At 57.9% G+C, this 18189-nt stretch carries 20 protein-coding genes and 2 pseudogenes; 11 read left to right on the forward strand and 11 right to left on the reverse strand.

All coding sequences use genetic code 11. The features are described from left to right. Nucleotides 1-113 precede the first annotated feature (113 nt). The 4 genes from QDY28_RS28460 to QDY28_RS28475 all read left to right on the forward strand — a co-directional run bounded on the left by QDY28_RS28460 (nucleotide 114) and on the right by QDY28_RS28475 (nucleotide 1961). The gene (locus tag QDY28_RS28460) at nucleotides 114-464 is read left to right on the forward strand and encodes an antitoxin Xre/MbcA/ParS toxin-binding domain-containing protein (RefSeq protein ID WP_028754526.1); all 351 of its coding nucleotides are present in this window, start codon (nucleotides 114-116) and stop codon (nucleotides 462-464) included. Between the two features lie 9 nt (nucleotides 465-473). Then, nucleotides 474-977: an RES family NAD+ phosphorylase gene (locus QDY28_RS28465; RefSeq protein ID WP_331384616.1), complete on the forward strand. Its 504-nt coding sequence runs from the start codon at nucleotides 474-476 to the stop codon at nucleotides 975-977. Between the two features lie 157 nt (nucleotides 978-1134). Next, nucleotides 1135-1590: a hypothetical protein gene (locus QDY28_RS28470; RefSeq protein ID WP_331384617.1), complete on the forward strand. Its 456-nt coding sequence runs from the start codon at nucleotides 1135-1137 to the stop codon at nucleotides 1588-1590. Between the two features lie 188 nt (nucleotides 1591-1778). After that, complete coding sequence (locus QDY28_RS28475; protein ID WP_028754529.1) at nucleotides 1779-1961, forward strand: hypothetical protein; 183 nt, start codon at nucleotides 1779-1781, stop codon at nucleotides 1959-1961. 47 nt (nucleotides 1962-2008) lie between these two features. Here the strand turns inward: QDY28_RS28475 and QDY28_RS28480 are convergent, their stop codons facing one another. From QDY28_RS28480 to QDY28_RS28490, 3 genes are all read right to left on the reverse strand, one after another. Continuing rightward, nucleotides 2009-2476 carry a GNAT family N-acetyltransferase gene (locus tag QDY28_RS28480; protein WP_331384618.1) on the reverse strand — a complete coding sequence of 156 codons (468 nt, stop codon included), beginning with the start codon at nucleotides 2474-2476 and terminating at the stop codon, nucleotides 2009-2011. Next, nucleotides 2469-2954 (reverse strand): hypothetical protein, encoded by a 486-nt coding sequence (locus QDY28_RS28485; protein WP_331384619.1) that lies wholly within the window; start codon nucleotides 2952-2954, stop codon nucleotides 2469-2471. Before QDY28_RS28485 ends, QDY28_RS28480 begins: the two co-directional genes overlap by 8 nt. Before the next feature lie 237 nt (nucleotides 2955-3191). After that, on the reverse strand, nucleotides 3192-3413 hold the full coding sequence (locus QDY28_RS28490) for a hypothetical protein (RefSeq protein WP_028754530.1): 222 nt from the start codon (nucleotides 3411-3413) through the stop codon (nucleotides 3192-3194). Nucleotides 3414-3701: 288 nt separating this feature from the next. Between QDY28_RS28490 and QDY28_RS28495 the strand changes: the two genes are divergently transcribed. The 6 genes and pseudogenes from QDY28_RS28495 to QDY28_RS28520 all read left to right on the forward strand — a co-directional run bounded on the left by QDY28_RS28495 (nucleotide 3702) and on the right by QDY28_RS28520 (nucleotide 11822). Continuing rightward, a complete protein-coding gene (locus tag QDY28_RS28495) occupies nucleotides 3702-4400 on the forward strand; it encodes a CerR family C-terminal domain-containing protein (protein ID WP_331384621.1) in 699 nt (232 codons plus the stop codon). Further along, complete coding sequence (hlyD, locus tag QDY28_RS28500) at nucleotides 4397-5410, forward strand: secretion protein HlyD (RefSeq protein WP_331384622.1); 1014 nt, start codon at nucleotides 4397-4399, stop codon at nucleotides 5408-5410. The genes QDY28_RS28495 and hlyD overlap by 4 nt, the downstream gene beginning before the upstream one ends. After that, complete coding sequence (locus QDY28_RS28505; RefSeq protein ID WP_331384623.1) at nucleotides 5407-7149, forward strand: ATP-binding cassette domain-containing protein; 1743 nt, start codon at nucleotides 5407-5409, stop codon at nucleotides 7147-7149. The genes hlyD and QDY28_RS28505 overlap by 4 nt, the downstream gene beginning before the upstream one ends. Next, complete coding sequence (locus QDY28_RS28510; RefSeq protein ID WP_331384624.1) at nucleotides 7146-8300, forward strand: ABC transporter permease; 1155 nt, start codon at nucleotides 7146-7148, stop codon at nucleotides 8298-8300. The genes QDY28_RS28505 and QDY28_RS28510 overlap by 4 nt, the downstream gene beginning before the upstream one ends. A 1-nt stretch (nucleotide 8301) precedes the next feature. Continuing rightward, a complete protein-coding gene (locus QDY28_RS28515; protein ID WP_331384625.1) occupies nucleotides 8302-9414 on the forward strand; it encodes an ABC transporter permease in 1113 nt (370 codons plus the stop codon). 458 nt (nucleotides 9415-9872) lie between these two features. Beyond that, nucleotides 9873-11822: pseudogene (locus QDY28_RS28520) on the forward strand (methyl-accepting chemotaxis protein). 464 nt (nucleotides 11823-12286) lie between these two features. Here the strand turns inward: QDY28_RS28520 and QDY28_RS28525 are convergent. From QDY28_RS28525 to QDY28_RS28535, 3 genes are all read right to left on the reverse strand, one after another. Further along, nucleotides 12287-12694 carry a hypothetical protein gene (locus tag QDY28_RS28525; RefSeq protein WP_331384626.1) on the reverse strand — a complete coding sequence of 136 codons (408 nt, stop codon included), beginning with the start codon at nucleotides 12692-12694 and terminating at the stop codon, nucleotides 12287-12289. Between the two features lie 13 nt (nucleotides 12695-12707). Beyond that, a complete protein-coding gene (locus tag QDY28_RS28530) occupies nucleotides 12708-13919 on the reverse strand; it encodes a hypothetical protein (RefSeq protein WP_331384627.1) in 1212 nt (403 codons plus the stop codon). Nucleotides 13920-14123: 204 nt separating this feature from the next. Beyond that, nucleotides 14124-15785 (reverse strand): alpha-amylase family protein, encoded by a 1662-nt coding sequence (locus QDY28_RS28535; protein WP_331384628.1) that lies wholly within the window; start codon nucleotides 15783-15785, stop codon nucleotides 14124-14126. A 207-nt stretch (nucleotides 15786-15992) separates the two neighbouring features. Between QDY28_RS28535 and QDY28_RS28540 the strand changes: the two genes are divergently transcribed. Then, nucleotides 15993-16181: a hypothetical protein gene (locus tag QDY28_RS28540; RefSeq protein WP_331384629.1), complete on the forward strand. Its 189-nt coding sequence runs from the start codon at nucleotides 15993-15995 to the stop codon at nucleotides 16179-16181. A gap of 92 nt (nucleotides 16182-16273) precedes the next feature. Here the strand turns inward: QDY28_RS28540 and xth are convergent, their stop codons facing one another. From xth to QDY28_RS28565, 5 genes and pseudogenes are all read right to left on the reverse strand, one after another. Next, nucleotides 16274-17047: an exodeoxyribonuclease III gene (xth, locus tag QDY28_RS28545; protein ID WP_331384630.1), complete on the reverse strand. Its 774-nt coding sequence runs from the start codon at nucleotides 17045-17047 to the stop codon at nucleotides 16274-16276. A gap of 5 nt (nucleotides 17048-17052) precedes the next feature. Further along, nucleotides 17053-17235 (reverse strand): hypothetical protein, encoded by a 183-nt coding sequence (locus tag QDY28_RS28550; protein WP_331384631.1) that lies wholly within the window; start codon nucleotides 17233-17235, stop codon nucleotides 17053-17055. A gap of 105 nt (nucleotides 17236-17340) precedes the next feature. Then, nucleotides 17341-17652 (reverse strand): type II toxin-antitoxin system RelE/ParE family toxin, encoded by a 312-nt coding sequence (locus QDY28_RS28555; protein WP_331384632.1) that lies wholly within the window; start codon nucleotides 17650-17652, stop codon nucleotides 17341-17343. Nucleotides 17653-17655: 3 nt separating this feature from the next. Further along, nucleotides 17656-17928, reverse strand: a complete 273-nt coding sequence (locus tag QDY28_RS28560; RefSeq protein WP_331384633.1) for a type II toxin-antitoxin system ParD family antitoxin — start codon at nucleotides 17926-17928, stop codon at nucleotides 17656-17658. A gap of 15 nt (nucleotides 17929-17943) precedes the next feature. Next, nucleotides 17944-18189, reverse strand: a pseudogene (locus QDY28_RS28565) (IS110 family transposase); the annotation flags it as partial.

Raw genomic sequence — 18189 nt, forward strand, 5'->3', positions numbered from 1 at the left:
TACCGATCGCCCCTCCGTCAGTTTGCTCTTTCTCACGTCATCGGCTTGAATGCCGCTATTTTTGACGCTATATATCGTCATAATAGTTGGCATTGAAGATGGAGGTGAGAGAAATGGGTCTCGCCCAATATGCGGACGATGGGCTGTTCGCGCCACGGAAAATCGCAGATGCCTTCCGCACGACCAGCGAAGAAATCGCTCGGACGGCCGGCCTCGGCAAGGATGCAATTCAACGCAAGGACCGGATCCGCTCCGACAAGACGCAGCGCCGCTTGCGCGAAATGATCGAGGTCGTCAACAAGGTCGAACCGCGTTTCGGCTCGGCGCTGATGGCTTACGCCTGGTATCGCTCCGAGCCCTTGTCCGGATTCTCAGGCCAAACGGCCATGCAGTTGGTGCGCGACGGCCGCACGGATGAGGTACTCGACTATATCGACGCAGTCGACGCCGGCGTTCACGCTTAGCCCCGGTCGATGCGATACGAAGGAAAGCTTTATCGAGCGCTGAACCCGATCTATGCCCGTCAGCTGCTCTCGGGCCGGGGAGCGGAACTTTATGGCGGCCGGTTCAATCCGAAGGGAATGCCGGCCCTCTACACGTCTCTCTCAGTCCTAACGGCGCTGCGCGAAGCCAATCAGGTCGGCAATTTGCAACCGACGACACTCGTCTCCTATGACGCTGCGTTCGAGCGAGTCTTCGACAGTCGCGACGAAGATGCCGTTCGGGCGGAAGGGATGGACACCGCCGCGATTGCCGACCCGACGTGGCGCGACCAGATGAAGGTGCGCGGTGAGGCGAAAACGCAGAGCTTTGCCCGACGGCTCATCGCTGCCGGCTATCAGGGTCTGCTCGTCCGGAGCTTCGCCCCCGGTGCGTCCGGAGACGATCTGAACCTCGTCCTTTGGACTTGGAGTGAGCGTGCTTCGGCGCGGCTGATCCTGATCGATGATGAGAACAGGCTGGGCCGCCCCGAATAAAGGCCGCTGCGCAGTACCAATTTCGCGCAAGCGGAGCGTTTGAAACACAATACCTTAGCCCTTTTCCGCAGTTCCTATCGGCTCTCTTTGGACTAATCACCGTAGGCTACTTTACCGCGCGTTCGCTTCATAATTTAATAAACTCCAAGTTATTGCCTTGGAAGAAAAAGGTGCGGAGGGGTCGAAAGTGCGCCTCATAGCGGCTTTGTTTTTAGTGACCGGCTTGGCATGCAACACTGCACACGCCTTTCAGGAGTGCAATGGAAACCCGCATCTTCGCGTGATGTGGCAGAAGCAAATCATTGAACTCGACGGCACTTTCTTCCAAATGAAAAAGGAGAAAATCTCCAAGAAGACGGCACGCCTGGTCGGACACGACATGGTTTTCGTTCACAATGGCCCTGGCAGCGACACTCTCATTCGGCACGGCGTTTCCACCTCCTATAGCTGCGCCACTGGCGAAGGTAATCCTGGCCTAAAGAACGCAGATGTGCAGGCGTATCAAGCCAACTCATTTATAGCGGACAACTCTGCACCGGCGGACGCAACCATCACAGGCACTCGATCTAGCGCCGCCTCTGGAAGAGGACACGGTGGCGGCAAGCACAAGTAGCTGGCTAAGCTCTCTCGTTGCGAAGGGCAAGCCGGCCAAACTTGCACTCTAACCAACCGCCGATATTTCGCGACTATGTCGACGCTATGCCGATTGTTGGCATCGATCGTCCGGCTGAGCGCGCGAGACTTTACCCCTGTGAGTATCGGTTGTTATATTCAACAGCTCGCATCTGCAGGGAGGCAGATATGTCCGGGAAAAAAGAGCAAGTCCGTTCGAATGCTACACCTGTGCGAGGGTATCGCCTTCGCGCAAAACACGGGCGGCAAGCCCGCGTCCTTCAACGTGCCAATCGGCAGGTCACCCTGATGGCTGCAGCCGTTATCATCGCGTTCTTTGCAGCCATCATACTGCAGGCCTTGCTGACCTGACTTAAAGGCGGCCATATTAAACGTGACTTGGCCGCCGATGCTATCGGTCAAACACCGAGCCGACCTCGCAAGGCCTGTTCCCAGGTGAGCCAATGCGAGTAGCCGAATTTGGAATCGCGTTGAAAGCCCAAAGCCTCCCAAAACGCAGCCGCGTCGGCACTGTCCGTATTCACCGTTACAAGTGTGCCCTTCGGGATTGTCCGGTTTAAGATCGCCGCTGCAAGCTGGCGTCCAAGGCCACGGCGACGATAGGCAGGACGGACATAGAAGCGTCGCATGCGCATAGCGGACGGCAGATCAGGATCGACCGTCATGCCCCCAATTCCTGCCAGCTCATGGTTGAACCTGGCGGCCAGCAGAACTTCGCCTGCTCGATTGAAGCGCTGCTCGCCGCTCTGCCATTCGTCATGCAGCCGTTCAATAAACCGCCTGCCTTCAGACGCAGTGTCGCGGCGCAGGACATTGAAATCCGGCGGAAGACGGTCGACGATCTGGTCAAATTGAAGCTCAAGCAACGGTTTCATCCGCATGCCGTGGGGGCGCTTGGGCCAGAAAATCGGCTCCTGTTTTTGTCGACAGCATCTTGATCCCGATCAGGTGGCGGTACTCGTCTCTATCCTGCAGTTCCTCCAGGGTTTCGATGGCGGGCACGCCGACATTGCGAGAAAGATGAAGGATCAGCCCTTCCCCGAGGCAAAGTCCGACATGCGCTCCAAAGCTTGTGGGCTTGCTGTGAACAAGTACTAGGGCGAAAGGCAGCATCGCGGGCGAAACATGCGTAAACGTTCGATCTGCCCACAATTCGCTCGGTCGAAAATCTGGGATGCCGAATCCGAAATGGCGAAGGATCGTATAGGCATAGTATTGGCAGTTCGCTCCACCTTCTAGACCCATCAGCCCGGGGGCGCCGGGATAGTGATCGCCATTATAGGCGACATGCCAGAAGCGCTGAGGGATCGCGATGGGAGAGCGGGACAGATCACCTTTGGTCATGCGCAAATGTTAGCCGGTATTGGTGACAACCACTACCGTCAGGGACCTTGCCCTTTCGAGGAAGCATGACAAGCTTCTCGTGCTTAACGGTTAACTCGTGGGCGACCGGCTCCGCCCGATTATGCCGTTATGCCACCGGCAAGCCGCCTGGTTGGAAGCGGCTTGCCGGCCGGCTTGATGAAGAGTTGTGGCAGCCATCTTGCGCCCGCTCCGGACGAACGCCGATGGAACTCGATACTAATTTGCCGCAACTCTTCGAGCGAGAGCCATCACATAGTCATCAGCGATATCGGCCAAGGTCAAAGCGACCTCCGATTCTTTCCAACCCGCAGCCACAGCCGTTAGCACGAACTCTCGGAATGCCTCGGCGAGTACCTCCTCACGCTCGACGACGCGATACGGGTTGTTCGCAGCGTGTTGAGGGGCGCTGATTTGTATTGTCGGTCGGGTAGGTTCCATTGATACGTCCCCCTGAAGGTTGACTGGTTGCAAGTTCGTCCTGAACTTCTGTTTTTTCCTGCACTGCTATTATGCTTATTTTCTAAAAGATTAAGCGGGCCATGTCGTTAGCCCTGCATCCCGAAAATTGCCGCAGCGTCCATTTCTGCAATTGCTGATCTAAATTTCTGTGCTGCCCCCACGATTGGGGAAGTTGGCTGCCCGATCAACAGAGATGCCGCGATGGACATTCGAATCAAAATTCAGTCAATCGATTGACTTATTCTGAAATTGGTTCATTATGGGAGCATGAGACAGAAAAACGATACAAAGTCCGAGGCTGCGCGCAGCGACATCACGCGTGAGAAACTGCTCGAAAATGCTCTCGACGTCTTCGGTCGATACGGCTTCGACGGCGCTTCCACGCGCAAGATTGCAAACGCGGCCGGCGTGAACCTTCAGGCGATCGCCTATTATTTCGGCAGCAAGGAAGGGCTTTACATTGCCACAGCGGAATACCTTGCCGACATGATCGGTCAGCATGTCGGAGCCATGCGGCAACGAATTGCGAAACAGCTCACTGCACTCGATGCGGCGAGTATGCCGCTCGGCGATGCGCAGGCGCGGCTCTTTCTGAACGAGATCGTCGAGACGATGGTCGTCCTTTTCGTCAGCAAGAAATCCGAGGCCTGGGCGCGTTTCATCATTCGCGAGCAGATGGAACCAACGGTCGCCTTCGAACGGGTCTATTCCGGTATCATGGGGCCGATGATCGCCATTGGGCGACGTCTGATCGGAGCAATCATCGCCGACGATCCCGCATCGGAAAATGTGCGCCTGCGCTGCCTGTCCTTCATTGGCAGTCTCATGGTTTTCAGGATGGCCAACGCGGCCGTGCTCGCTCAGATGGAATGGAATGCGATCGGCGAGAAGGAGATCGCCATTTTGCAGCAGCATGCGCACAGGCTTGTCGCCGCCCTCGGGCCGGCGAAAGGAGAAATATCGTGAACAGGATCATTCCGATTGCCGTCGTTGTCGTCATCGCCGCGGGCGCAGCCGCCTGGTGGTCCGATGCGCCGGCAAAGCTCGGCTGGAAATGGGAACAACAAAAGGAGTTCGTGCTATACGGCAACGTCGACATCCGCCAGGTCTCGCTTGCAGTTCGCGTCAATGGCAAGCTCAGCGAGGCTCTTGTCGACGAGGGCGATGTCGTCAAACGCGGCACGCTGCTTGCCCGGCTAGACGCGGAACCATACGAGTATGCGGTCCGCTCGGCCGAGGCCAGTGCCGCCGCATTGCGCGCCACGCTCGACAAGCTCAAGGCGGGGGCACGGCCGACGGAAATCGCGCAAGCACGCGCCTCTTATCAAGAGCAGCTTGCCGATCTGCAAAACGCCAATCTGGCCTATGATCGCGCCAGGCAGTTGCGGCCGTCAGGAAACATATCCGAAGCCAGTCTGGATCAGGCAACTGCGGCGCGGGCGATGGCTGCCGCGCGGGTGGATTCAGCCAATCAGGCGCTGAAGTTGCTGGAAGAAGGCAGCCGCGCCGAAGATATCGCGGCCGCGGAAGCGCAGCTAAAAGCTGCCGAGGCTACGCTTTCCACCGCACGCACCTCGCTTGGCGATACCGAGCTGCGCGCGCCGAATGACGGTGTGATCCTCTCACGTGTGCGGGAGCCAGGTGCGATCGTGGCGCCGACCGATCCGGTCTTCGTGCTATCGTTGACCGAGCCTGTCTGGATCCGCGCCTATGTTGCCGAGCCGGATCTCGGCCGCATCCATCCCGGCATGAAGGTCAAGGTGACGTCGGACACCAAGCCGGACCAAGCCTATGACGGCACGATCGGCTTCATTTCACCTGTTGCCGAATTCACGCCGAAATCCGTGGAAACGCCCGAACTGCGCACGGATCTCGTCTATCGGCTGCGGGTCACCATCGATAAGCCCGGGCCCGACCTGCGCCAGGGCATGCCGGTAACGCTTCACTTCCCGACATTGCAAACGGCGGAAAAATGAGCGGCGCGGTCGACAGAGGCGACAGCGCCGACCTTGTCCGGCTCGACGGGGTCACCAAACGGTTTGACGCGGCAAAGCCGGCGCTAGACGCCATTGCCGGCGCGATCCGTGGCGGTGAAATAACCGGCCTTGTTGGGCCGGATGGCGCCGGCAAGACGACGCTCATCCGCTTGATGACGGGGCTGATGTTGCCGGAACGTGGCACCGTGCAGGTTCTCGGCTTCGACACGCGCAAGGATGCCGCTGCAATCCAAGCGGGGATCGGCTATATGCCGCAGCGCTTCGGCCTCTACGAAGACCTGTCGGTTCAGGAAAATCTCGACCTCTATGCCGATCTGCGCGGGCTCCCCAGGCAGGAAAGAACTGCGACCTTCGACGAGCTGCTTACCTTCACCGACCTGAAGCGCTTCACCGGCCGTCTCGCCGGCAAGCTTTCCGGCGGTATGAAGCAGAAGCTCGGCCTTGCCTGCGCTCTTCTTAAAAAACCGAAGCTGCTGCTGCTCGACGAGCCCGGCGTCGGCGTCGATCCCATCTCCCGACGCGATCTCTGGAAGATGGTCGAGAACCTGACCGAAGAGGGTGTCGGCGTCGTATGGTCGACCGCCTATCTCGATGAAGCCGAGGCCTGCAACCGCGTGTTCCTGCTCAGCGAAGGCAAGCTGCTTTTTGCCGGCGCGCCGAAGGAACTGACCGCAGGGGTCGCCGGCCGCGTCTTCCGGATCAGCGGCATTGCCGGCAGGCGCCGCCAGATGCTGACGAAACTCCTTGATGAAGAGGGTGTGGTCGACGGCGTCATTCAAGGAGAGGCGATAAGGCTCGTTACGGTCAAAGACAGGGAAAGCCAGTTTGCGGCGGCCGGCAATGCCGAGGTCAAGGCGGCAGAGCCGCGCTTCGAGGACGCATTCATCGACATGCTTGGCGGCGGCCCGGGCGGACGCTCGCAACTGGCAGAGACACAGCGGAGCTTTACCGTCGAAGGTGAAAAACCGGTGATCGAGGCGCGCGGCTTAACCAAGCGTTTCGGCGATTTCACCGCGGCCGACAATATCACCTTCGACATCCCGCGCGGACAGATCTTCGGACTGCTCGGCCCCAACGGCGCCGGCAAGTCCACGACGTTCAAGATGCTTTGCGGCCTGTTGAAACCGACGAGCGGCGAAGGCCGGATTGCCGGATTCGACCTGCGTCGCGACACGGCGGAGGCACGCAATCGCCTCGGCTATATGGCACAGAAATTCTCGCTCTACGGCGACCTCAGCGTCGCCCAAAACCTGCAATTCTTCGCCGGCGTCTATGGGCTGCGCGGCGCGCGCAAGCGCGAGCGCGTCGACTTGATGACATCGATCTTCGATTTTCACTCCCGCCTGTCCATGTCGGCGAAGGACCTGCCGCTTGGCCTGAAACAGAGGCTGGCACTTGCCTGCGCCGTGATGCACGAGCCCGAGGTACTTTTCCTCGACGAGCCGACGTCCGGCGTGGATCCGATCACACGGCGGGAATTCTGGACCCATATCAATGCGCTCGTCGAAAAGGGCGTCACGGTCCTCGTTACCACGCATTTCATGGACGAGGCCGAATATTGCGATCGCATTTCGCTGATCTACCGCGGGCGCTCGATCGCACTGGGCTCGCCTGACGAGTTGAAGGCTGGGGTTGCCACTGCGGAAAACGCCGATCCGACCATGGAAGATGCCTTCATCGCCCTCGTCCAGGCATCGGAGCAAAGGATGGCGGCATGATATCCCCTCCTCCCGCCACAACTGCTTCCTCGCAGCGCCAGCGCTTCCGCCGCTTCGCCGCCTTGGTGCGCAAGGAGAGCTTCCAGGTGATGCGCGATCCGAGCAGCATCCTGATTGCCTTCGTGCTTCCGATCATTCTGCTTTTCCTGTTCGGTTACGGCGTGTCGCTCGATACCAAATTGACGCGGGTCGGCCTGGTGATGGAAGAGACAACGCCGCTCACCACCGATCTTGGTGCGAGCTTCCGGGCATCCCGCTATTTTTCGGTCGTCAGCGGCCGTGACCGTCGGCAGTTCGAGCAAGACCTGGTCCTCTCACGCGTCCGCGGCATCATCGTGGTACCGGCGGACTTCACGGCCGCCTATATGGCAGGCAATCGCCCGCAAATTCAGGTGATCGTCGACGGCTCCGATCCCAACACCGCCAATTTCGTGCAGAACTATGCCCAGGGCGCGGTTACCAACTGGCAGCTACAGCGGCAGGCGGAAATGATGGGCGGCAACCCGGCCATCACCGTCGAACAACGCTTCTGGTTCAACCCGGAGCTCACCAGCAGCTCCTTCCTCGTGCCCGGCTCCATCGCGATCGTCATGACCCTGGTCGGAACATTGCTGACGTCGCTGGTGGTTGCACGCGAATGGGAACGCGGCACGATGGAAGCGATGATGGCAACACCGGTGACGGCGGCCGAGCTGCTTGCCGGCAAGCTGCTGCCCTATTTTCTGCTCGGCTTGACCTCGATGACAATCTGCGTCCTGCTCGCGGTCTTTCTCTTCGGCGTGCCGTTTCGCGGCTCGGTGCTGGCGCTCTACGCCTTGTCGGCGGTTTTCCTGATGCCCGCACTTGGCCAGGGCTTGTTGATCTCGGCCGTGACCAAGAACCAGTTTCTCGCCTCGCAGCTTGCACTGATCTCTGCGTTCCTGCCGGCTTTTCTGCTTTCTGGCTTCCTCTTCGAAATCAATTCGATGCCCACTATCATTCAGTGGATCACTTTCATCGTCCCCGCCCGCTATCTTATTCCGAGCCTGCAGACGGTCTTTCTCGCCGGAGACATTTGGCCGATGTTCCTGCAGGCCATCGCTGTCATGTTCGCGATCGGCTGCATCTTCTTCCTGCTTGCCGCGCGCAGCACAAAAAAGAGGATCGCGTAAGATGTGGTGGTCGAGGCTGAAGGCACTCATCATAAAAGAACTGCTGGCTGTCATGCGCGATCCGAAGAGCCGCTTGATCTTGATCGGGCCGCCGATCGTACAGCTTCTGGTCTTTTCCTATGCGGCGACCCTGGAGGTGCGCAACGTCGATATTGCGCTGCTGAACCGCGACAGCGGCCATTGGGCACAGGAACTCGTCCAGCGGATCGAAGGTTCACCGACTTTCCGCAGCATCTCGTCGCTACAAAACCTCGCCGAACTGCGGGACGTGGTCGACCGCCAGCGCGTTACCGCCGCCCTCGTCGTCGGCCCCGATTTCTCGCGCAATATCGAGGCGGGCAAGCCGGCCGACCTGCAGATCATTCTCGACGGCCGCCGTTCGAACGCCTCGCAGATCGTCGCCGGCTATCTCAACCAGATCGTGGCGACCCTTTCCGCCGAAACGCCGGCAGGGGAACGCGCGGCTGCAAAATCCGTCGCGTTCGTGCCGCGCAACTGGTTCAATCCCAACTTGATCTTTCAGTGGTTCATCGTGCCGAACCTGATCGCCAGCATCGCACTGCTCATCGGCCTTATCGTCACCGCGCTTTCCATCGCACGGGAGCGGGAGCTCGGCACCTTCGACCAGCTCATGGTCTCACCCTTGCGCACTCATGAAATTCTGATCGGCAAGTTCATTCCGCCGATGATGATCGGCCTGTTTCACATGACAATCTATATCCTTGCCGCAATCTTCATCTTCGGCGTGCCGCTGCGGGGTTCGCTGCTCCTGCTCTACGGCAGTTCGCTCTTCTATCTTGCGTCCGTCGCCGGTCTCGGCCTCTTCATTTCGGCCCTTTCGACAACCCAGCAGCAGGCAATTCTCGGCGCCTTCCTTTTTCTGGTTCCCGCCATGTTGCTTTCCGGCTTCGCCACGCCCATCGAGAACATGCCCGACTGGCTGCAGCCGCTGACCGTCATCAATCCGCTCCGCTATTTCCTGGTGATCGTCAAAAGCGTCTTTCTCAAGGATATTCCGCCTGCCGAGGTGCTCAATCAGACCTGGCCGCTGATTCTGATTGCCGCGCTAACCCTCAGCGCCGCGTCATGGCTCTTCCGGCGGAGGCTTGAGTAGGCCAGATCGCATGGCCGTAAGACACCACCTCTGAACCCTGAGGACGAGTTCTTCGAAAACAACGCGGCGTGGCTTGGCGGACCAACATTCAAATTGCCGAATACGGCTTCATCCCGCTTCGCAAGAAGCGAGTTCAATTGTCGGTATAAGGCATAGCGAAGTGCTGTATAGCGCGATCTACAGAAGTAAATTCCCAAGAAAAATTCACAGAGACCAGTTCATATCGATAGTTATAGCGCGTTGGCAGCGGCTCTATTGAACTGGTTTACACAATGTAAACGATGTTACCCCATTAAAGTGACACTAGATGGGAATCGTAGTGCGGGCGAATGATTCGTCGCTCAGAAAGCTTTCGGGATGCAGGGTCGATGAAACAGACCCTTGCCGACGCAACCTTCCCTTGTTCCTGTTAGCCCTGATGGCAGCAGGATTCCAAATCCAGGGGTGGGGACCTGCATATGGCAAATTGGAAAACATTCGGCATCGTTGCGCGTCTCGCAGCGGGATTTGGCTTTCTGCTGATTCTGATGATCGGTTTGACGCTCTACTCGATCCGGCAGGTCGAGACGATCGACCGCAATCTTGGTGTCATTAACGACGTCAACAGCGTGAAACAGCGCTATGCAATCAATTATCGAGGCAGTGTTCACGACACGGCGATCGCAATCCGCGACGTGACCCTCGTCACATCTGCGGAAGAACGCCAAGCGGCGGTGAAGCTTATCGAGACGCTGGCCTCGACCTATGCAGACAACGAAAAGAAGATGGCCGATATGATCGCTTCGCCAGCCGGCGCGACGGCTGAGGAGAAGGCCATCCTCGATGAAATTGCCGGTATACAGGCCAAAACCAATCCGCTCGTCGCCGAGATCATAGCACGTCAGGAAAAAGGCGATGGCGAGGGCGCCCGCAAGATCCTTCTGGAACAGGCAAGGCCTCAGTTCGTCGCCTAGCTGAAGGCGATCAACAAGTTCATCGACTATCAGGAAGCCCTGAACAAATCGATCGGAAGCGACGTTCGAAGCGCCGCGGGCGGCTTCAACTCGCTGGCTCTGACGGCACTTGCCATTGCGATTTTCCTCGCAAGCGTGGCGGCTGCCTTGACTGCCCACTCCATCGTCGGACCGCTGCCAAAACTCCAGACCTCGCTTGTATCGATGGCACAAGGCAACATGGAAGGCGATCGCAAGCTGGAAAAACGCAGCGATGAGATTGGCATGCTGGCTCGCGCAGTCGCAGCGCTGCGTGACGCGATCGCGGCAAAGGCTGAGCGCGACGCGGATGCGGATGCAAGGCGCGCGACCGAAGAGCGCAACCGACTGGAAACCGAGGCGGCCGAGCGCGAGGCTCTTGCCGAACAGACCAATGCGGCGGTGACTCAGCTTGCAGACGCCCTTCAGGCATTGGCGAACGGCGACCTCACGCGCCAGATTGCCGGCCCGTTCATTCCCTCGCTCGACCAATTGCGTGTCGATTTCAACCAGGCTGTGGAGAAACTGCGCCTCGCGATGCAGAAGGTTGCCGAGAATGCAGGCGCCATTGCCTCCGGCGCACAGGAAATTCGATCGGCCTCGGACGATCTTGCAAAGAGGACCGAACAGCAGGCTGCCTCAGTGGAAGAAACCGCCGCAGCGCTGGAAGAGATCACCATAACCGTGTCGGGCTCCAGCAATCGCGCGCAGGAAGCCGGTCACCTTGTGCGCAAGACGAAGGAAAGCGCCGAGCACTCCGGACGTGTCGTGCGCAGTGCCGTCGAAGCCATGGATAAGATCGAGGCTTCCGCGACCGAAATCGGCAATATCATCGGCGTTATCGACGAAATCGCCTTCCAGACCAATCTCCTCGCATTGAATGCCGGCGTCGAGGCAGCACGCGCCGGCGAGGCCGGAAAAGGCTTCGCCGTCGTCGCCCAGGAAGTGCGCGAACTCGCCCAACGCTCCGCGAAGGCCGCGAAAGAGAGCAAGGATCTGATCAACACTTCCAACAACCATGTCAGAAGCGGCGTATCCCTGGTCGGCGAAACCGGCAAGGCACTGGAAGAGATCGTCACCCAGGTCCAGCAGGTCGATGGCAATGTCGGGGCAATCGTCGAAGCGTCGAAGGAGCAGGCAACCGGTCTCAAGGAAATCAACACTTCCGTGAACACGATGGATCAGGGCACGCAACAGAACGCCGCCATGGTCGAACAGGCCACCGCCGCGGCCCATAACCTGGCATCCGAGGCCGAGGCATTATTCCAATTGCTGTCGCAGTTCAGAATAAGCACTCAAACGATGTTTGCGCCCAGCAGAGCTGCAAGTGTCTCCGTTGCCAGCGCAACATCGAAGCCGTCGGGGTCGCCGGCGCGGCGGCTGACTGCGAAGCTGGCTAGTGCGTTTGATGGGAATGCCGTGGCGAACGGGGGCTAAAGTGTGAAGGTGTTCTTTCGGGAGATAGGGATTATAGCGGTCGAGTGGTTAGGGCTTGGAAAGAGCGTCACTTTTCTGAAATGATCGGGACGCCCAAGTGTTGAAATCGATGCAAAACACAGTCTGAACGCCAGGATGGTCGGATTGCTGCGCTGTTCCATCACGCGGATGTAATCGACGTCCACGATCTGCCGCGGTCCAATCCTGATTGTGCTCTTACCTCTAAGCGGGCTGACGTAATCGAATAGAAAGTTATGATCGCCGCCCGCGTCGGCTGGTGACCCCGCCAAACTGGCTCACGCTATGCTGCCATTTCGCATAGGTAATTGCATATCGGCCGGGCGCGATGGGCTCGAAGGAACGGGCGATGGCGCACTATGTTCGACTGCCGTCTTGGCGGGGTCATGTCCCCGGTACACGAATTCCACGTGCCATGAATTTTTTATTTCAAACTGCCTGAGACCTCAGGTGAATTCGACAGAACACTCAGAAAGGGGAACCGTCCGACCATCAGATACTAGGATATTGCTGCCTTCGATTTTCGCCAGAAGGACATGCTGCGCTTGTGCGCCTGCTTCGATATCTTTGCGCCAGCCATCGAGGTCGCCATGATAGCCAATAGCATAGAACGAATCCCCGCCAGGTAGCGTAATTTTGCATCCCCGTTCGTTAACGCCTCCGAATTTCGCATATGGTGGATTGGTATATTCTGTAAGATTGCGGAATTGCTTACGAAACGCATTCTTTCGGTCGTCAGCAAAATAGAGAAACGCAGTGCCTTCCACAGGCACCGTTCCAGGGATGACTCGCGAATCCAGTCTCTCGAACTTCCCACCGAGTATCGCCTCTATTTGTTTTAGGTGTTTTTCCATGTCTCTTCGTCCGTCATTTGGTCGGAGTGATTATAGACTTGAAGTTGGTGATACCAGCTTCTGTAAAAACCTTACTGTAGTATGCCGCCAACTCCGTACTATTTGTATGGTAAACGACCCCTCCGTCAAAGCCCGCTGCGTATTTTTGCGCTTGAGATACCATTTCTTGCTGCTCAAAAACGGCCCATGGCATAGAGCCACTACTACTCTCCGGGTTGCGGGGTGACCTCGACCAATCGTCCACGAACTTTGCTTCAACAGCGGTGAGCTTGCCGTTCAAGGTTGTAACGTGGTCAGCAACTCCTCTTACGCGCTCACCGTTTACAATTGCTTGATATTGTCGTTGGTCAAATGGAGTGTTGCTATACATTCCCTGAATAGCGTCTTCATAGCTTTGTCCACGGTCAATCGCACGACTTCCGGCGACGGAAACTGCATCGGTTTCTACGAACCCATCCACTGCGCCTACAACGCCTCTGGCAGCTAGCGTAGCCCTAGCCTCCACGAGCGCCGTCCCCAATAGGATGGTCGCGGTAGGGGATCCGCCCAGTTCGAGCGTTGTCGCGGCAACATCATGAAGCGCCAGATTAAGATACGTCGCGTAGCAGGCGGAGCTTCGGCCGCAGGTCGCAACAATCGTGGAGACGGCCTCTTGCCCGGCAATAACGGAAATTGTTCCAAGCGCAGCAACGGCACCAAAAACGGCTCCTAACTCGAAGCCTTTCGTCATCTGATAGACTTCGCCATATTCCTGAGTCTTGGCCAGTTCCTGGGCGACGTAGCCAGCCGCAGCTAGATTTCTGTAATTGTCGAGCATCCGTGCGTAATCGGGATCGTTCCTGTCGGCAGCGCTGTCCGCCTTACGCCAGGTCTCGTACGCTTCAAGCCATTTGCCCTGTTCGGTAGTGCACGACAAAGCGCCCTGATCCATGCACGCTTGCAGCAGAGACATGGTGGTTTGGTAGTCAAGGTTCTTGAGCCTGTCTACTTCCGACTGAATTCGTGCTCTGTCCGTTGCGGAACAGCCAGAAGACTCTGCCTTGCAAGCTTCCAAAGCCTTTTCAGCGTCCGTAAGCTCCCGGGCCTGCTCATGCGTGAGATAATTGTACTGATAATTCGCAGCTCCGTAGGACCCTCCTTCTCCACCACCGGCTACGGCACCGACCGCCGAGCTGAGACTCGTTCCTATAAAAGTGGCAAGGGTCTGCTTGTCCTGATCGGACAAGTTACTGTCCTTCAGCATACCCTTGACAAGGGCTGCGATTGCCGGTGCCATCAAGGCTGTTGTTGCACCGCCTAAGGCACCTTTGATCGCCCCCTCCCAGCCATTGACACCGCCGAGGATACTTTCTGCAACACAGGCGCTTGTATAGGTCGAGTAGCTGAATTGGTGGCGCGACCGCCGGTGACGAACCCAACCTTACCTTCCCTACAGCTCCGTCCTTCGCAGAAGATAATCGAGACCTCCGACCCTGAACCACTTATAGGCAAACGCTTCCAGGTAGACGCAGTGGTGTCCTGCTCCGTCGGCCTCACTTTTTGTACCGTCCGCGATGTCCACCAGCATCCGCCCGAGATCGCCGATTTCAGGATCGATCTCCACCTCAACGGGTCGTGAATTGAAATTGTGGACGATCAAGACTGAATTGTTGCGCCAATCATAGCGCACGACGAGAACGCCGACGTTGTGGGTTTCCAGACAGGTGAAAGCGCCCCAGCCAATCTCGGGAGCTTCCTTCCTCATGCGGATCAGCCGCTCCATCCAATTGAGCATGGATTCTGGATCGCAGCGCTGATCTGCAACGTTGATGTGTTGATATCCGTAAGGACCTTCGGAAATCACCGGAAGGATCGGTTTGTCGCCGCTGGTAAATCCGGCATGGGGTTCCCTCGACCATTGCATCGGGGTGCGCGCGGGGTTGCGTTCCGGAAGCGAAAGGTCGTCGCCCATTCCGATCTCGTCGCCGTAGCGCAGGACCGGCGTGCCAGGCAGCGAAAACATCAGGCTGTACGCCATGCGTATCTTATCCGCGTTGCCGTTCATCATCGGCGCGAAGCGTCGACGAATGCCACGGTCGTAAAGCTGCATGGCCTTTTCGGCGCCAAAGGCATCGAAGACGATTTGACGTTGCTTGGCTGAAAGACGACCGAGATCGAGTTCGTCGTGGTTCCGCAGGAACAATCCCCATTGCGCCGTCACGGGCCTGGTCCTGGTGGCATTCATGGCTTCGATCAACGGCCGCACGTCGGAGCTCGCAAGGGCGTAGAAGAGTGTCTGGTTCACTTGAAAATTGAACATCATCTGCATGCGGTCGCCGTCCTCGCCAAAATAGTCGAGATCGGTCTTCGGCAAGACATTTGCCTCCGCCAGAACAATAGAGTCTCCCTGGCGCCATTGCAGGAATTCGCGGAAAGTGCGCAGCATGTTGAAGTGCTCGACTGGCTTTCGCACGTCCGGCCCCTTCTCTGCGATGACGAACGGCACGGCATCCATGCGAAAGCCGGAGACCCCGAGCTGGATCCAGAAGCCCATGATCTTCAAAATCTCAGCCTGCACATGCGGATTGGCGGTGTTGAGGTCGGGCTGAAAATCGTAAAAGCGGTGGAAGTAATATTCTTTGGCTTTATCGTCATAGGTCCAAGTGGTCTTCTGCACGCCGGGAAAGACCATGCCCTGATCGGCGTTCGCAGGCTTTTTCTTCGACCAAACATACCAATCGCGGTAGCGCGAGTTCGGATCTTGGCGCGCATCCTGAAACCAGGGATGCTGGTCGGAGGTATGATTGACCACCAGATCGATCAGTACGCGGATGCCACGCTGCTCGGCGCCGTGGGTGAACTCGACGAAATCTCCGAGCGTGCCGTAGCGGGGATCGACATTATAATAATCGGAAATGTCGTAGCCATCGTCTTTGCGCGGTGACGTCTGAAACGGCATGAGCCAGATGGCTGTGATGCCCATGCCAGCAATATAGTCGAGGCGGCGCATGAGACCCTGGAAATCGCCGACACCATCACCGTTGGCATCCATGAAAGTTTCGACGGATAGGCTGTAGATGACAGCATTCTTGTACCAGAGGTCGTTGATCATGTCCGTCTCCCAGGAATTGCCGAGTGGGCAATGGCATAACCACCCGGATTGTTCCCGCAGACGAAATCGATCGTCTTTTGCCAAAGAAAATCCCGCTCCTTCATTTCGTCAGTGGAGCGAATAGCCCGGCTGAACGTTCTGTCCCGTGAAGGTTGAACGGCTGGTCGGCCAATTCATGCCGTTCTATCGTCTTGAAGGAGAACAGATATGCCGACAGAAGTACCGAAACCTGATGAAATGCCTCGGGGTCCTACTCCATCGCCAGGTGTACCGGATCGCACTCAGGAGAAGCCGCCGCTGACGCCGGTACAGAGCCCGGAAGACAATAAAAATCCGAATGATCCGCCGCTTGATCCAGCCTTGTTGCCAACCGGTGATCCGTCCGGGGCAGCGTGACCTCAAGATGCCTGACACTACATTGGCTCCGCACGCAGCCCTCAATCGGAAGAGCCGCGTCGTTCTGTGACGCGTGATACCGCGTGCGATATTCATTCACGAAGTTCGATCCAGACCGGAGCGTGGTCGCTGGCATGAGGCAAAGCGCGGATCGACCTGTCGACACCTGCCGCTACCAAATCGCCTGCCAAAGCGGGGCTAAGCAGCAGATGGTCTATGCGCAAGCCGGCATCGCGGGCAAACGCGTTGCGGAAATATTTCCAAAACGTGTAGATGCGCTGATCCGGGTAGAGGTGGCGCAATGCATCGGTCCATCCTTGGGAAACGAGGTCGCGATAAGCCGTCCTCACTTCCGGGCGAAACAAGGCGTCATCACGCCAGCGCTCCGGCGCATAGACATCGAGATCGGTCGGCATGACGTTGAAATCTCCGACGAGTGCGACGGGGATTTCCAGCGTCAGCAGCTCCTCCGCATAAGCAGAGAGGCGCCGGAACCAGCGCAGCTTGTAGTCAAACTTTGGCCCGGGCGCTGGATTGCCGTTCGGAAGATAAAGGCATGCGATGAGCATCCCGCCGACCGCTGCTTCGATATAACGGCTATGGGTATCATCCAAATCGCCCGGAAGTCCGCGGCGCGTCTCTATCGGGTCGTGTCCCTTCGCCAAAATAGCAACGCCGTTCCAGCTCTTTTGACCATGCCAGACGGCGCCATAACCGGCTTTTTCGAGTGCACGCTGAGGAAATTTTTCGTCGGGCGCCTTGAGTTCCTGAAGGCAGACGACGTCGGGAGAGGCCTCCGCCAGCCAGCGCAGGAGAATATCGAGACGGCCGTTGATGCCGTTGACATTGAAACTTGCGAGCTTCAACGACGTCAGCGCTTCGAATTGCCGTCGCTGCGGTCGCCTTCGCCAGACCTGGCTTCCTGCTTGGCCTTATGGCGACGATCGGCAGCGAGCGATCGACCAACATCGACACTCTCCTTGAATTGACCCCTTTCGTTGCGGCGCACGTTACGCTTGTCAGTGCCGGTGTCGATGAGTTCACGCTTGCTCATGAGATATGTCCTTTCAGGCCGCTTCATCGGCAGAACGCATGCGCGAACAAAAAGATGCAGATGCCAGCCGTTCGGGGCCTCGGCTTCGCGGCCACCCACGGATATCTAGAGGCGATTTTTGAGCATTTCCGCGGTGACGTTCCGGCCGCGCCGGAAAACACCCAGGATCGTCACCTGGTCGCCTTCGACGATGAAAGCAATCGACGCGGTGCGGCGATAGCCGACAATTCGCAATCCCGGAACCGATCCCTCGCGGACGGTCCCACGCTCCGGAAATATCGTGAACCCTTCAATGAGTTGATAAATGCCGCCGACGTAATTGCCCGCAGTAGTCGGCCCCGCTTCGGCGGTGATATCATCAAAAATCTTGTCAAGCTCAGCCTCGGCCAGCTCGTGCAGCCGGATGCGGTAAGCCATCCGCTACTTGTCTTTCGCCAGCGCGTCGCGGTGTTTGCTTTCGAAGCGTGCTCGGGCATCCTCGAACGAAACCGCCTTGGACGGGTCGCGCTGCAGCTCTGCGTAACGCCCCGGGATCTCGTCGTGGATCCAGCGCTCAAGACCATCCTCAAATTCTTCGAGCATGCGCAAGCCGGCATGGATGACCTCATTGCGGTCATGGTATCGACCGGATTCGAGCTGACGCTGGATGAACTGCTCGTCTTGGTCAGGTAGGGCTTTCTGGTTGCGCATCATGATCTCCTCCTCCTCCTATGATGATTGTCGAGCCGGATTTTCTTTTCCGGCGATGATGAAGTTTGGAAAGTCCTCGAAGACCCATCCGTTTTTCAGGGTGTCGAAGATAATGGTGAGCAGCTTGCGGGCTGTGGCGATGATGGCCTTTCCCGGGCCACGCCGGTCCTTGATGCGCCGGTAGAAGGCATTGAGGTAACCCGAATAGCGGATTGCGGTCAGCGTGCACTGGACCAGCGTGGTGCGCATGAGCCGGTTGCCACG

It is taken from the genome of Rhizobium sp. BR 362 (genome assembly GCF_036528765.1).
Taxonomy (GTDB): domain Bacteria; phylum Pseudomonadota; class Alphaproteobacteria; order Rhizobiales; family Rhizobiaceae; genus Rhizobium.